Origin of the sequence: Brevibacillus sp. NSP2.1 (assembly GCF_000470975.2) — a bacterium.
GTDB classification, from domain to species: domain Bacteria; phylum Bacillota; class Bacilli; order Brevibacillales; family Brevibacillaceae; genus Brevibacillus; species Brevibacillus agri.
In genome coordinates, this window is the sequence record NZ_CP048274.1 from 1,605,874 (window position 1) to 1,619,940 (window position 14,067).

The window sequence follows — 14,067 nt, forward strand, 5'->3', positions numbered from 1 at the left end:
TGGAGATGACGAGGACGAAGAGGGCAGCACGGAAAAAGAAGTGGAGACGTCTGCTGCTGCTCGGAGGAATCGCTTGCCTGCTCGCCGTGGGAGGGTACGGGGCATATGTGTACGTGTCGCTGCAAGAGACGGCGAAGAGCATGTACGTCCCGATCCGGACGCAAAAGTCGCTGGCGTCTTCCGCGCCCCCGGCATCGTCTGGGCAGCAGCCGTTGCACAGGCAGGCGCAGTCCTCGCTTCCGCAGCAGGAGTCAGTGCCAGCGGAAGCGCAGGAGCCGTTCACGGTGCTGCTGCTCGGGATCGACGAGCGGGAAAACGACAAGGGGCGCTCGGATGTCATTCTCGTGCTGACGGTCAATCCGCAGGCAAAGTCGGCGCTTTTGGTCAGCATCCCGCGCGATACGCGCACGCAGATGGCCCAGACGAAGACGATGGATAAAATCAACCACGCCTACGCTTTTGGCGGGCTGCAGCAGGCAGTGGACACGGTGGAGCAATTCATCGCGACTCCCGTTGATTATGTCGTGGCAGCGAATATGGAAGGCTTTGCCGGGATTATTGATACATTGGGCGGCGTCGAGGTAGACAACCAGCTCGCCTTCACCTACGCAGACTACCACTTCCCGCTCGGCCCCATCCAGTTGGACGGCAAGCAGGCGCTCGTCTATGCGCGCATGCGCTACGAGGACCCGCGCGGCGATCTCGGCAGAAACGAGCGGCAGCAGTTGATTTTGAAAGCGCTGATGCAAAAGAAGGCGGCTTTGGCGTCTCCCGCCACGTTGAACGGAGTGCTGGAAACGATGGCCAAATACGTGAAGACGAACATGACGTTTGCCGACATGAAAAGGCTCGTCCAGAACTACAGCACAGCCGTATCGAGCGTGGAGACGATCCGCATGGAAGGAAAGGGCCAGCTCATCAACGGGATCTACTACTATATCGTCAGCCCGGAAGAGCGAAAAAAGCTGATCGAGCGACTGTCCGCTTTTCGCAAGCTGGCGGAGCCGGCCCACAGTCAACTGCCGAATCAAGCTAGTGACAGCCTGGAGGGGCGAAGGGGGGAGCAAAATGAATGAAACCGTGAATCTGCGGGAAATATTGCTGGTCTTGTCCAAACGCTGGGTCGTGATCTTGCTGGTTACTTCTATTTTTACGATCGGGACGGCACTCGTCAGCGTCTTTCTGTTGACGCCGATCTATCAGGCCAAGACAGAAATTTTGGTGAATCGCTCCTTGAACTCGAATCCGGAAGGGGTATTGTCCGTAGCCGAGATTGATTCCAACCTGAAGCTGATCGAGACGTACCGGGTCATCATCGAAAGCCCGCGGGTGATGGAGCGGGTCGTGGAATCGCTCGGACAAGGGGCGAGCATGGAGGCGCTCTTGCTGCACACGAAAGTAGAGCCTGTCAAAGATTCGCAGGTGATTTCCATTACGGTGGAAGACCCCGATCAGGCGCGAGCCGTGCTGATCGCCAATACGATTGCCACGACCTTTCAGGTAGAAGTCGTCAAAATGCTGAGCATGAACAACGTGCACATTCTCGCAGAGGCGCGCCATAACCCGGCGGCCAAACCCGTCAGTCCCAAGCCGCTGCTCAACTCGATCATCGGCTTCGTGCTCGGGCTGGCGTCTTCCATCGGCGTTGTGTTTTTCATGGAGCATCTCGATACCCGGCTGCGCTCGGAAAAGGAAGTGGAGGAGTATTTGGGACTGCCTGTGCTCGCCACGATTGCCGTCATTGACAAGAAGTCGAAAAAGCATTTTCGGAAAAAAAGGGTGGAGGAGGTGAGAGGCGAGTATGAGAAGGCAGAAGCCTGACGATCGCTATCAAAAGCTGATCGCTCACTGGGAGCCGCTCTCCCCGCTGGTGGAAGGCTACCGGACCTTGAAGCTCAACATTTTGTTTTCCACGCAAGGGCAGAAGCTGCAGACGATTTTGGTCAGCAGTCCGGGCGCATCAGAAGGCAAGACGGTCACGGCGGCCAACCTGTCGCTGATGATGGCAAAAGATCGGCGCAAGACGGTCCTGATCGATTTCGACCTGCGCAATCCCCGTATCCACTTCACGTTTGAGATGCCGAATCTGTACGGGGTCAGCTCCTATATGAGCGGCATGTGCCAGTTTTCCGACATCGTCCAGGACTCCGGCGTGCCCCACCTGTCCATCATCACCGCGGGGCCGATTCCGCACAGTCCGGCGGAGCTTCTGGGAACGCCGCGCCTGCTGGAGTTGCTGGAGAGGCTGCGCAGCAATTTTGACGTGGTGATCGTGGACAGTCCTCCGCTGATCGTGAGTGACGCGATGGTGCTGGCCCGGGAAACAGACGGGTGCGTGCTCGTGGTCGATGCCAGCAAGACGAAGCGGGACCCGGCGGTTCGCGCGGTCGAGCAGTTGAAAACGGCTGGCGCCAACCTGCTCGGAGTCGTGCTGAACAACAAAAAACTGGGGAAGCGGGAAGGCTACTACGGTTATGGCTACATGGAATAGTCGAGTCAGAAACGGGAGCGATTAGCGCCGATGAATGCCCTCAAGTTAGTCTGGCACAAGCAACTGGCCAAAGTGCGCGGCAACCGGGATGTACACGAAGTGCTGCACGGTTCTGCGATTACGTTTTTGTTTCGGCTGTTCGGGTTCGTCCTGCTCTATACGCTGCAGTTGTTTATCGCAAGAGAGTACGGGGCGGGCAATCTGGGCGTCTATTCGCTTGCGATCACCCTGCTTAATATCGGGATGGTGCTGGCGCTGTTTGGCACCGACACGGCGATTATCCGCCTGCTGGCCGAGTACCGCGCGCAAGGAGCGCTGGCAAAGATTCGGCAGCTTTTTGGCAAGGTGGCGCTTTGGACGTTTCTGCCTTCGCTGTTGTTGTCCGGGCTGTTCTACTTGTTTGCGGAGCACATCTCCCGCTACGTGTTTGCAGGCGAGCTGCCAGCCGGGACACTGCGGGTCATCGCCTGGATGCTGCCGTTCGTCTCGCTCGGCAGACTGTACGCCTCGGCTTTTCGCGCGCTGCACCGCGTGACCGCGTCCGTGATCGTCGACACCGTCGGCATGCGCTTTTTGCACCTTCTGTTTCTGCTTATCGCCCTGCCTTTGTTCGCTCCGACCTCGCAGCTTCTGATCGGCTTGCTCGCAGCAGCCGTCATGTTGAACACGCTGTACGGCATGGCGAAGTGGCATGTTTTGTCCCGGGACTTTCGGGCGGGCGTACAGCCGCTGGAGCAGGAGGCAGGTCCGGCAATCAGCTTCCGCGCGCTTTGCACGATGGCGCTTCCGATGTATTTGAGCGCCTCCATGGAGCTGGTGATGAGCTGGACAGACACGATCATGCTCGGAATTTTTACGGACGCGGAGACAGTCGGGGTGTACAGTGTCGTCATTCGGCTCTCGATGGTGACGAGCTTCGCGCTCATTTCGATCAACACGATGCTTTCGCCGAAATTTTCGGAGATTTACGCCCGCGGCGATCTGGACGGGCTGAGGAAAATGATTGCGTTTGCCAATCGGCTCATTTTCTTCGCGTCTGCGCCGATCAATTTGCTCGTCGCCATTTTCGCCGCGCCGCTGCTCGGGCTGTTTGGCGAAGAGTTCGCAGCAAGCAGTCTCGTCCTGGTCATCCTCTGTCTGGGACAGTTCATCAACTTTTCCTCGGGCAGCGTGATCCCGCTCTTGACCATGACAGGACATCAGAAGACGGCGCGTAATATTCTCGTTTTTTCCGCCTTGCTGAACATTTGCGGAAACGGCCTGCTGATCCCCTGGCTCGGCATTACGGGAGCAGCCATCGCTACTGCGATCAGTTTAAGCTGCCGGGACATTTGCGCTTCGTATTGGGCTTATCGGTATTTCGGGTTTCGCACGTGGTATATTCCGTTCTTCTCTGAAAAAAATTCCGTCTTGCTACGAAGACGAGGTCATGAAGAAGGTGGCTTACGGTGAAAGAAGACTTGTATCCGAGCATGTTTTGGGACAGCGAGAAGATTCGGAAATACCGGATTCAGGTGCAAAAGCCATGGGTTCGCGAGGAATTTTGGTCGTACTACTTTTCCAGGCGCATTTCCATCTACGTGAGCCTGTTTTTGTCGAAAAAGCAGCGCGTCTCGCCGAATGCCATCACGCTTGCGGGAATCGCTGCCGGCCTGATCGCTGCTGCGGCCTTCATGTACGGATCGGCGGCTGCCTTTTTAATCGGTTGTTTTTTTTATCAGATGTGCTATCTCGCTGACTGTGTGGACGGGGAAGTCGCCCGCATGAACAACCAAAGCAGCAGGGGCGGCGTCTGGCTGGATATCGGGCTGAACTACTCGCTGTATCTCGTTTCGTTCGCGGTGATCTACGGGGTCGCCAAAAGCCAGCCGACGCTCGGGCCTTATTTGATCTACTTGATCCTGTTTACGATTTTTACGGAAATTTTGGCGACGAATGGCTCGGATCTCGCCTTTGGCCAGGGGAAAATCTCGCACGAAACCGTCTCCATGCGCAAGCGCAGCAAGTGGGTCGATGCCGGAGTCTTTTTGTTTCTCACCCAGACAGGCTTCCAGAGCGGGGTGCTGATCGCAGCCGTGATGTGGGCAATTAGCGGCCAGCATCAGTTTCTCGATTTGTGGACGGCCTACCATCTGCTGATCGGACTTCTCCGAGCGCTTTACAAGCTGAAGCTGAACGTCAAATACGTCACGGCATCGAGGCAAGAGGGAGGGGGAAGTAAATGAAGGCTCTGCTCATGGCGGCGGGACTCGGCTCGCGAATCAGCGGGCAAATTGACGGAAGTCCCAAGTGCACGGTTGATATCGGGAACAAGGCGTTGATCGAGAATACGATCTCGGAGCTGAAGCGAAAAGGAATCGACGAGATCGCCATCGTGGTCGGGTATCGCGCCCATGTCATCACCAGTCTGCTCGGCAGCGAGAACATTCGCTTTTTCCACAATCCGTTTTACGACCGCACGAACAGTATCGCCTCGCTCTGGTTCGCCCGCGAGTTTCTCACGGGCAGCGACTGTCTGTTGCTCAACGCGGATGTTTATTTTGAAGAAAAAGTGCTGGACGTCGTGTTGCAGGAGACGAGAAGTCCGGTCATGTTCGCGGACCCTTCGCGCAGGGCAGAGGGCGATTACAAATTCGGCTATGCACACGGCCTGCTGCACAAGCACGGAAAAGAGCTGCCTCTGGAAGAAACGACAGGCGAATACATCGGCATCGCCCGGCTGCATCAGGAGTTTTTGCCGCTGTTCCTGGAGCGTCTGCAACGTTTGATTCTGGAGCGGCAGCACGATTTATGGTGGGAGAACGTGCTTTACTCCTTTTTGGGCGAAAGAGACGTGCATGTGGCGCAAATTCCGCCGGGGCTGTTTTGGGCAGAGGTTGATACATGGGGGGATTACAAGCGCATTCTTCATTTCACGAATCATCTGGCCCATATGTGAGGATGGGCAACGTGAAGCTCTCGCTGGACAAGGTTCTTCTGTTCCTCTACGTACTGCTGAAGCCCTTCTACCTCTTCCCGAGCGGCAACCCGCAAATAGCGGATTTTATCATGCTGGTGCTCATTGCCTACACCTTTTTGTTTCGCGTCAACCAGTTGCAGCGCAAGTATTTGTTTTTCGTCCTGCTGACGCTCGCGTTTTTGTACGATATTTTGCTGGTCAACGGCCTGTGGGCGATTGCGCTGGGCGGCGCCATGGAAGTGTTCGAGTCCACGAAATGGTACTGGTACAACGGGGCCGTCCTGCTGACCGTCGTCGTCTTGGGCCAGCTCGAGCCGCGCGCATATGCGCAGTGGCTGTTCTGGTCCGTCGCTTGCTCGCTCGCGGTCCAGACGCTTGCGCTCTTGCTCGGGCTGGCGCCTGGGGAGCATGACTTCCGCCAGTCGCTGTTTTTCAACAATCCGAACCAGCTCGGGTACTTCGGCCTGCTCTGCCTGGGGATTTGCCTGTTTTGTGCGCGGTTCTTTCCCGTCCGAGCCATCTATTTGTTTATGGTCATCGGCTGCTCGTTGAGCGTGATCGCCGCTTCCTTGTCCAAGGCGGCGATTGTAAGTGCGGTCTTGATGTACGTGGCCTTTCTGTTCGTCTCGTCGAAGGAGCGGACGGGGCTGTTCTGGAAAAACGTCGTCTGCGTGCTCGCCTGCTTTTTTCTGCTTTTTTGCGTCTCTTTGTACACGAATGAAAACGTGCTGCACGAGGCGACGATGTACACGCAAGTCAAGGAGCGGCTGGAAACGTTGGGAGAGGACTCCGACGACAACCTGGCGTCAAGAGGCTACGACCGGATCGCAAACCATCCCGCGTACATGTTTTTCGGGGCAGGCGAAGGGCAGTACGAGCGGTTTGAAAGCAGCATCGCCCTCGAATTGCACTCCACGGTCGCCAATCTGTTTTTCTCGTATGGCCTCGTGGGCACGCTGCTGTTTTTCCTGCTCTTGTACGCCGGGGTGCGCGGTCATCGGCTCTACTCCTGGTATCCGCTGTTTTTTCAAATCGTGTACGGTTTGACGCACAACGGAATCCGGGAGACGCTGTTCTGGATATTGCTGGCGCTCTATTGTGCGACAGCCGGGATAAGCTCTGGCTCCATCAGAAAGGGCGGTGACCTGCATGGGGAAAATTTTGCAAATATGCGCCATTGACCAAACGGTGGAAAGCCTGCTCCTGCCGCTCATCCAGAAGCTGGCGGAAGAAGGCCATGAAGTGCATACGGCTTGCACAGACACCGGGCGTTTTCAGGCGTTGCGGGACAAGGGCCTCACCCTCTGGCCGATCGCGATCAAGCGAAAAATCGAGCCGCTCTCCAACCTGCGTTCCATTTTGGCGCTGTATCGGCTGATGAAACGGGAGCGCTACGACGCGGTACACGTCCACACTCCGGTTGCGGCCGTGCTGGGCCGGGTGGCAGCGAGGCTCGCGGGAGTCAGCCCGGTCGTCTACACGGCTCACGGCTATTATTTTCACGACGGCATGAGCCGAGGCGAATACCGGCTGTACTACGCCCTGGAAAAGTGGTTCGCGAAGCACTTGACAGACTATTTGCTATTGCAGAGCAGGGAGGACTACGAGCTGAGCGTGCAGGACGGCTTTTCGCCGCCGGAGCGAATCATGCATCTCGGCAACGGGGTAGATGTCGAGCGGCGGTTTCATCCGCAGGCGGTGTCGCCGGAGGAAGCGGTGGAGGTGCGTTCGGCGCTTGGAATCGGCGCGGACGATCTCGTCATCGCCTACGTAGGGCGGATGGTTGGCGAAAAAGGGATTTTCGAGCTGCTGGACGCTTTTTCCAGGCTTGCGCGAGAGTCGGGCCGCGTGCGGCTGTTGCTCGTCGGGGACGTGTCGGACAGCGAACGGGACCAGCGCGGCAAGGCGCTACGGGAGCATTGCCGCGAGCATCCGCAAATCGTCCTGACTGGTTTTCGCCAGGACATCCCGCAACTGCTCGCCGCAAGCGACATCTTCGTCCTGCCTTCGCATCGCGAAGGGTTGCCCCGCTCGATTATCGAAGCGATGGCGATGGGCAAGCCGATTGTCGCCACGAACATTCGCGGCTGCCGCGAAGAGGTGACGGACGGCGTGAACGGGATTTTGGTGGAGCCGAAGCAGTCCGAGCATTTGTACAAGGCGCTGAAAAAGCTCGCCTGCGACGCGCGGCTGAGGGAAGCGTACGGACAAAACAGCCGCTATTTGGCGGAGGAGCATTTTAACGAGCAACACGTACTCGCGAGGCAGGCCGAGCTGTTTGCAGCGCTGCTCGCTGCCAAGACAGAGCCGCCGCGCACGGAAAAGGAGGTTGACGAACGGCTTGGGCAAAACAGGAGCATTGGTCATATCCCTTGATTTTGAGCTGTATTGGGGCGTTCGCGACAAGCGGACGCTAGCTGACAGCAAGAAGAACCTGCAGGGGACTCGTCAGGTGATCCCGGCGATTCTGGAGCTGTTTAACAAGTACGAGATTCACGCCACCTGGGCGACGGTAGGCTTCTTGTTCTGCGAGACGCGCGAGGAGCTGATCGGCACGCTGCCAAAAGAGCTGCCGGACTACGCCGATCCGAACCTGTCGCCTTATCGCTACGTGCAGTCGGGAGCGCTTGGCGCGCGCGAGCAGGTGGACCCGTATCATTACGCCCCATCCCTCATCCGGCTGATTTCCTCCTGCCCGCATCAGTACATCGGCAGCCATACCCACTCCCACTACTATTGCCTGGAGCCGGGACAGACCGTCCAAACGTTTGCCGAAGATTTGGCCGCCTTCAAAAGAGTGGCGCGCAAGAAAGGGTACGCCCCGACCAGCATCGTCTTTCCGCGCAATCAGTTCGCGTCCTCCTATCTGGCTGTCTGCAAGCAGCACGGGTTCGCCGCGTATCGCGGGAACGAGCGGTCGTGGATGTACGAGGCGGGCCCGGGAGCGCAAGACACTTTGCTCAAACGGGCTTTGCGCCTTGCCGACGCCTACGTCAATCTGAGCGGGCATCACGCGTACGAGCCGCTTTCCGCAAGCCAGGAAGGGTTAGTCGATGTCCCGGCGAGCCGATTTTTGCGGCCGTATTCGCCGCGGCTGCGCTGGCTGGAAAACGTCCGGCTGGGCAGGCTCCGGCGCGATCTGCTTTTTGCGGCCAAAAATCGCCGACTGTACCATCTGTGGTGGCATCCGGAGAACTTCGGCAGCCACCTCACGGAAAACCTTCGGATGTTGGAGCGGCTGCTGCAGTATTATGCGAAGCTGCGCAGCGAGTACGGGATGCAAAGTTTGAGCATGGAGGAGGCGGCTGCGAGTTGGAGCAGGCAAAGGGAGGGGCGGCATGAAGTGTCTGTTTGATCGTTTGGTAGCTTTGACGCTGTTGCTCGTCTTTTCACCTCTGCTGCTCCTGCTGTCGATTTTGATTCGCTTCAAGCTCGGCGCTCCTGTCTTGTTTGTCCAGGAGCGGCCGGGCCGATACGGAAAGCCTTTTTCCATTTATAAATTTCGCACCATGACCAATCAGTGCGACGCGTCCGGACAATTGCTGCCGGATGCCCAAAGACTGACGCCTTTTGGCATGATGTTGCGAAAGTACAGCCTGGATGAGCTGCCGCAGTTGTGGAATGTGCTGCGGGGCGAACTGAGCTTGGTCGGCCCGAGGCCGCTACTCATGGAATACCTGCCACTCTACACGCCCCGCCAGATGAAGCGGCACGAGGTTTTGCCAGGCATTACGGGTTGGGCGCAGGTCAACGGGAGAAACGCGATCACGTGGGAACAAAAATTCGAGCTGGACGTCTGGTACGTGGAAAATCGCAGCTTTTGGCTCGACTTGAAAATTTTGCTGTTAACGGTCAAACGGGTTTTGCAAAAAACGGGGATCAGTCACGAAGGTTGCGTCACGATGGAAAAATTCACCGGGAGCAAACAGGCGGAGCTGGCTAGGAGGGAAATGCGTGAGTTTGATCGTGCTTACGAATCAGGATGACTGGACAGCTTATTTGCGTCCATGCAAGCATGTGGACATTTCCTATGCAAAAGAATACGTGAGCCTCTACGCCGAAAGGGAAGGGGGCGTGCCGGAGGCGGTGTTTTTTTCCGAAGGGGGCTGCCAGATTTTTTACCCTTACCTGGTCCGCTCCCTCGACGCTCTGCTTCCGGGGTATGCGGATATCGTCTCCATCGGCTACGGCGGTCCGCATGTTTGGCCGAAGACAGCGGGGGCAGAGTCGTTTTCCGCACAGTTTTCCGCCTATTGCCGCAGCCAAAACTACGTGACGGAAACGGTGCGCTTTCATCCGCTGGAGAAAAACGCCGAGCGGTTTCGCGAGCAGATGCGGCTCGATCTGGTGCGGACGACTGTCGCCGTCGATGTCCGGCCGCCGCTCGCGCAAATTCGCGCGCAGTACAGCGAAAACGTCAGGCGCAACATGAAAAAAGCGGTCGCCAACGAGGTGAGCATCGTGGAAGCGAGCGGCGAGGCCGGCTTGCGGGCGTTTATGCAACTGTACCGGGAGACGATGGAGCGCAATTTTGCCGGCCCATCCTATTACTATGAAAATGAATTTTTTGCAGGACTGCTCCAGGAAACCGCGCTCTGCAAGCCGCGCCTCCTGCTCGCCATGCACGAGGACATGGCTGTCGCAGGCGCGATCATGCTCTGTGGAAACCGCTATGCCCACTATCAGCTCGGGGCTTCGCACAAGGCGGACATGCCGCTCGGGATCAACCATCTGTTGTTCGATGCGATGATTCAGCGGGCCAAGGAAGCCGGGCTGGAGTATTTGCTGCTCGGCGGGGGCAACCGCGACGGGGACGGCTTGTTCCGCTTCAAGGCATCGTTTTCCAAAACGAACCATTTTCCGTACTGGATGGGCAAAAGAGTGCACGATGAAGCAGCTTACCGGGTGTTGTGCGAAAAAAGACAGGCAGACCGCGCGGAGGCCGGAGCTTTTTTTCCAGCCTACCGGGCATGGGGAGGGTAACGATGGGGGAACACTCACGCATTTTTTTGTCGCCGCCGCACATGGGGACAGAGGAACTGGAGCTGCTCGCCAGTGCGTTTGCGTCCAACTGGATTGCGCCGCTCGGAGAACACGTCGACGCGTTTGAGCAGGAGCTGGCCCGCTATGTCGGCGTGAAGGGGGCGCTTGCCGTCTCTTCCGGCACGGCGGCGCTCCATCTCGGGCTGAGGCTTGCGGGAGTAGGGCCGGGTGATACCGTTTTTTGCTCCAGCCTGACGTTTGTGGCGAGCGCCAACCCGATTTTGTACCTGGGGGCGACTCCGGTCTTCATCGATTCCGAGGAAGCGACCTGGAACATGTCGCCAGTCGCGTTGGAGCGGGCGTTGCGGGAAGCCGCCCGACAGGAGAAGCTGCCCAAAGCGGTCGTGATCGTCCATTTGTACGGGCAAAGCGCCGACATGGGCCCGCTGCTTGCGCTGTGCGAAGAGTACAAGGTGACGGTCGTGGAGGATGCGGCGGAATCGCTCGGGGCCGATTACAAAGGGCGAATGAGCGGCTCGCTCGGGCATTTTGCTGCGTTTTCGTTCAACGGGAACAAAATCATTACGACCTCCGGCGGGGGGATGCTCGTCTCGGATGATCGTGAAGCGTTGGAGCAGGCGCGTTTTTGGGCGACGCAGGCTCGCGAGCGGGTCCGCCACTACGAGCATGAGCAGATGGGCTACAACTATCGCTTGAGCAATTTGCTCGCGGCAGTCGGCAGAGGGCAACTGCGGGTGCTGGAGGAGCGCATTGCGGCACGGCGGCGCGTCTGCCAGCGCTATGAAGCAAAGCTACGGCAGCTTCCCGGCATCGCGTTCATGCCGGAGGCTCCGACAGGGCGGGCGACGCGCTGGCTGACGGCGCTGACGGTAGATCCGCAGCAGGCAGAGGTTACGGCGGGGCAACTGATCGACGCGTTGGAGCGGGCAAACATCGAGGCGCGCCCGGTCTGGAAGCCGATGCACCGCCAGCCGTTGTTTGCCGGGTGCCGCTATTACCCGCATCTGCCAGAGCAGAGCGTCTCCGATGAGCTGTATGCGCGGGGCGTCTGCCTTCCTTCCGGCTCGAGCCTGAGCGAACAGCAGCAGGAGCGGGTCATCGCGGCTATCAGACAGTGCCTGTCAGGACGAGGACGTGCAAAGGAGCTGGGCCATGTACAGTTATGAGCAGCTTGCGGCGTGGAGAGAGCGTTGTCAGTCGTCGTTCTTTTTGCTCGATACAAACAGACTTCGCGACAATTACGAGCGGTTTTCCCGCGCCTTTTCCAGCCGGTATGAACAGGTGAGCGTCGGCTACTCGTACAAGACGAACTACTTGCCGTATGCGTGCCAATGCCTGCATCGGCTGGGGGCACTGGCGGAGGTCGTCTCCAGGCTGGAGTACGATCTCGCGCTGAAGCTGGGCGTCGAGCCGACCGCGATCATTTTCAACGGGCCGCTGAAGACGGCGGAAGACATCTGGCTCGCCTTGGAGCTGGGCAGCCTGGTCAATCTCGACTCGTTTTCGGAGATTGCCCCTGTGCTCACCTACGCGAGACAGCATCCCGAACAGACGGTTCGCATCGGCTTGCGCGTCAATTTCGATTTGACGCGCGGCGGCGTCAGTCCGCTGCAAAACGGCTACGGTGTGAGCCGCTTCGGCTTTTGCGTGGAAAACGGCCGCTTCGCCCAAGCGCTCACGCTGCTGGCTGCCGTGCCGAATGTGCGGGTCGCGGGTTTGCACGGGCATTTTTCCACGAACCGTAGCGTAGGGGTGTATCGGCAGATTGCCCGCGAGCTGTGCCGACTGGGCAAAGCGCATCTCGGCGAGCAGCTTGAATATATCGACATCGGAGGCGGGTTTTACGGCGAACTGCCTGCCACGTTCGGGATGGTTGGCGTTCCGAGCTTTGACGACTACGCTCTCGCCATCACCGCTGTCCTCAAAGACGAACTGGCAGAAACGACTCGCCTGCCGCAGCTCATCCTGGAGCCGGGCATCTCGCTTGTGGCCGACGCGGTCGAGTTCGTCTGCCAGGTCGTGGATGTCAAGGAGAACCGCGGCGAGCGCTTTGTGCTTGTAGACGGCAGTGTCCACAATATCAAGCCGACCATGCACGCGTACCAGCTTCCCGTAAGCGTCGTGACACAAAGCAGCGAGGCAAGAGAAGGGACGTACCACGTAGTAGGCTATACGTGCATGGAAAAAGACTACTTGCTGCAAGGCTTTCGCGGCAAAGTGCCGGAGCCGGGAGATTTTCTCGTGTTCGGGCACACAGGGGCGTACACGCTCGTGTTCAATCCGCCGTTTATTCGCGAGCGGCCGCCTGTATTGGCCAAGGCAGGCCGCGATGTCGTCGTCGCGAGGCGCAAAGAGACGCTGGCGGAGTTTTTCCCGGAGTCGCTCTATGAATTTCAATTCCAGGCTGGCAAGCAGGAGGATACGCGTAGATGAACGTGCTGCTGACGAGCGTAGGCCGCAGGGTCAAGCTGATCGAGTATTTCGTCCGGGAGTGGGGCAGCGCGGGCAAAATAATCGCGGCGGACTGCGACCCGACCGCTCCTGCGCTGTTCGCCGCCCATCACAGGCAGATCGTCCCGCGCATCGACGACCCGGCGTATGTGCAGACGCTGGAGGAAATTTGCCTGCGCTATGACATCAAGGCGGTGCTCTCCCTGATCGATCCCGAGCTTGGCGTGCTCGCCGCCCATGCCGAGCGGTTTTCGCGGCTGGGCGTGCAGGCCGTCGTCTCCGGGCTGGATGCGGTGAACCTGTGTCTCGACAAAAAGGGGACCTGCGATTTTTTGCGCGCCCACGGGCTTCCATGCGTGCCTACTTATACGCTGGAAGAGGCGCGAGCAGCGCTTGCCTGCGGAGAACTGACCTATCCGTTATTGGCGAAGCCGCGCAAGGGCAGCGCCAGCCTCGGCCTTGTCCGTATGGAAAAAGAGGCGGAGCTTGCCGCGTTCGCTCATAAGAAGGATGAGCTGATTGTCCAGCCGTTTTTGCAGGCGGAGGAATACGGCGTGGACGGCTACGCCGATCTCGTCACGGGCGAGCTGACGACGCTGTTTACGCGCAAAAAAATGCGCATGCGGGCAGGCGAGACAGACCGCTCGCTGGCGATCCGGGACGAGCGGCTGACGTCGTTGGTGACGTCGCTCGTCTCCGTCTTGCCGCTTCGCGGGCCGTTCGACATCGACTGCTTTTTGCTCGGGGACCAGTACGCGATCTCCGAGATCAATCCGCGCTTTGGCGGCGGCTATCCCCATGCGCATGAAAGCGGCGTAAACGCCGTCGCCGCCCTGTTCCGCAATTTGCGAAAAGAGGCGAGCAAGCCGAACATCGGCGACTACGAAGCAGGGACGATCATGCTGAAATACGATCAGGTCATTCTCGTCCACAGCAGTCGGCTGACGGGGGAGGGGATGTAAAAAAGCGCGCCGACCTTGGGCGATCTGTTGTATAATGAAAGATACGGGGGTGACATGCCCCCGTGAAGATTTTGACAGGAGTGTCGTCCACTATGAGTATGAGCCCCCAATTCATGCGTTATCGGTAAGAAAAGGTACAGTCTAGCCTGATCCCGCTCGTTTTTTCCAAAGGAGAGCCGGGGTTTATTTGACTGTGCCTT

Annotated in this window: 14 protein-coding genes; all 14 read left to right on the forward strand. The window is 58.4% G+C overall.

Annotation, left to right across the window (positions count from 1 at the left end; translation table 11 throughout):
- Nucleotides 1–5: 5 nt before the first annotated feature.
- Genes M655_RS07850 through M655_RS07915 form a run of 14 tightly spaced genes read left to right on the forward strand, consistent with a single transcriptional unit; the run spans nt 6 to nt 13,867 of the window.
- Nucleotides 6–1,076: an LCP family glycopolymer transferase gene (locus M655_RS07850; RefSeq protein WP_026557857.1), complete on the forward strand. Its 1,071-nt coding sequence runs from the start codon at nt 6–8 to the stop codon at nt 1,074–1,076.
- Entirely contained in the window at nt 1,069–1,821 is a 753-nt protein-coding gene (locus tag M655_RS07855) for a YveK family protein (RefSeq protein WP_005828422.1), read from the forward strand. The genes M655_RS07850 and M655_RS07855 overlap by 8 nt, the downstream gene beginning before the upstream one ends.
- A complete protein-coding gene (locus M655_RS07860) occupies nt 1,802–2,491 on the forward strand; it encodes a CpsD/CapB family tyrosine-protein kinase (protein WP_005828424.1) in 690 nt (229 codons plus the stop codon). The genes M655_RS07855 and M655_RS07860 overlap by 20 nt, the downstream gene beginning before the upstream one ends.
- A 30-nt stretch (nt 2,492–2,521) precedes the next feature.
- Nucleotides 2,522–3,943, forward strand: a complete 1,422-nt coding sequence (locus M655_RS07865; protein WP_005828426.1) for a flippase — start codon at nt 2,522–2,524, stop codon at nt 3,941–3,943.
- A complete protein-coding gene (locus M655_RS07870) occupies nt 3,940–4,716 on the forward strand; it encodes a CDP-alcohol phosphatidyltransferase family protein (RefSeq protein WP_035423069.1) in 777 nt (258 codons plus the stop codon). Before M655_RS07865 ends, M655_RS07870 begins: the two co-directional genes overlap by 4 nt.
- Complete coding sequence (locus M655_RS07875; protein WP_007783087.1) at nt 4,713–5,429, forward strand: phosphocholine cytidylyltransferase family protein; 717 nt, start codon at nt 4,713–4,715, stop codon at nt 5,427–5,429. The genes M655_RS07870 and M655_RS07875 overlap by 4 nt, the downstream gene beginning before the upstream one ends.
- Before the next feature lie 2 nt (nt 5,430–5,431).
- The gene (locus M655_RS07880; protein WP_035423072.1) at nt 5,432–6,631 is read left to right on the forward strand and encodes an O-antigen ligase family protein; all 1,200 of its coding nucleotides are present in this window, start codon (nt 5,432–5,434) and stop codon (nt 6,629–6,631) included.
- Nucleotides 6,600–7,826: a glycosyltransferase family 4 protein gene (locus M655_RS07885; protein ID WP_026557859.1), complete on the forward strand. Its 1,227-nt coding sequence runs from the start codon at nt 6,600–6,602 to the stop codon at nt 7,824–7,826. The genes M655_RS07880 and M655_RS07885 overlap by 32 nt, the downstream gene beginning before the upstream one ends.
- Nucleotides 7,792–8,805, forward strand: coding sequence for a polysaccharide deacetylase family protein (locus M655_RS07890; RefSeq protein ID WP_026557860.1), 1,014 nt, complete (start codon nt 7,792–7,794; stop codon nt 8,803–8,805). The genes M655_RS07885 and M655_RS07890 overlap by 35 nt, the downstream gene beginning before the upstream one ends.
- Complete coding sequence (locus M655_RS07895; protein WP_005828437.1) at nt 8,789–9,436, forward strand: sugar transferase; 648 nt, start codon at nt 8,789–8,791, stop codon at nt 9,434–9,436. Before M655_RS07890 ends, M655_RS07895 begins: the two co-directional genes overlap by 17 nt.
- On the forward strand, nt 9,405–10,433 hold the full coding sequence (locus M655_RS07900) for a GNAT family N-acetyltransferase (protein ID WP_007783095.1): 1,029 nt from the start codon (nt 9,405–9,407) through the stop codon (nt 10,431–10,433). Before M655_RS07895 ends, M655_RS07900 begins: the two co-directional genes overlap by 32 nt.
- 2 nt (nt 10,434–10,435) lie before the next feature.
- The gene (locus M655_RS07905) at nt 10,436–11,620 is read left to right on the forward strand and encodes a DegT/DnrJ/EryC1/StrS family aminotransferase (protein WP_026557861.1); all 1,185 of its coding nucleotides are present in this window, start codon (nt 10,436–10,438) and stop codon (nt 11,618–11,620) included.
- A complete protein-coding gene (locus tag M655_RS07910) occupies nt 11,607–12,887 on the forward strand; it encodes a type III PLP-dependent enzyme domain-containing protein (RefSeq protein ID WP_026557862.1) in 1,281 nt (426 codons plus the stop codon). The genes M655_RS07905 and M655_RS07910 overlap by 14 nt, the downstream gene beginning before the upstream one ends.
- On the forward strand, nt 12,884–13,867 hold the full coding sequence (locus M655_RS07915) for an ATP-grasp domain-containing protein (protein ID WP_026557863.1): 984 nt from the start codon (nt 12,884–12,886) through the stop codon (nt 13,865–13,867). Before M655_RS07910 ends, M655_RS07915 begins: the two co-directional genes overlap by 4 nt.
- Nucleotides 13,868–14,067: the final 200 nt, after the last annotated feature.

Excerpts from the sequence above, each read along its gene's own strand:
- M655_RS07915 (WP_026557863.1), top strand. The coding sequence starts at position 12,884 with ATGAACGTGCTGCTGACGAGCGTAGGCCGCAGGGTCAAGCTGATCGAG.
- M655_RS07865 (WP_005828426.1), top strand. The coding sequence starts at position 2,522 with ATGAATGCCCTCAAGTTAGTCTGGCACAAGCAACTGGCCAAAGTGCGC.
- M655_RS07880 (WP_035423072.1), top strand. The coding sequence starts at position 5,432 with ATGGGCAACGTGAAGCTCTCGCTGGACAAGGTTCTTCTGTTCCTCTAC.
- M655_RS07905 (WP_026557861.1), top strand. The coding sequence starts at position 10,436 with ATGGGGGAACACTCACGCATTTTTTTGTCGCCGCCGCACATGGGGACA.
- M655_RS07885 (WP_026557859.1), top strand. The coding sequence starts at position 6,600 with ATGGGGAAAATTTTGCAAATATGCGCCATTGACCAAACGGTGGAAAGC.
- M655_RS07910 (WP_026557862.1), top strand. The coding sequence starts at position 11,607 with ATGTACAGTTATGAGCAGCTTGCGGCGTGGAGAGAGCGTTGTCAGTCG.
- M655_RS07855 (WP_005828422.1), top strand. The coding sequence starts at position 1,069 with ATGAATGAAACCGTGAATCTGCGGGAAATATTGCTGGTCTTGTCCAAA.
- M655_RS07875 (WP_007783087.1), top strand. The coding sequence starts at position 4,713 with ATGAAGGCTCTGCTCATGGCGGCGGGACTCGGCTCGCGAATCAGCGGG.
- M655_RS07860 (WP_005828424.1), top strand. The coding sequence starts at position 1,802 with ATGAGAAGGCAGAAGCCTGACGATCGCTATCAAAAGCTGATCGCTCAC.
- M655_RS07850 (WP_026557857.1), top strand. The coding sequence starts at position 6 with ATGACGAGGACGAAGAGGGCAGCACGGAAAAAGAAGTGGAGACGTCTG.
- M655_RS07895 (WP_005828437.1), top strand. The coding sequence starts at position 8,789 with ATGAAGTGTCTGTTTGATCGTTTGGTAGCTTTGACGCTGTTGCTCGTC.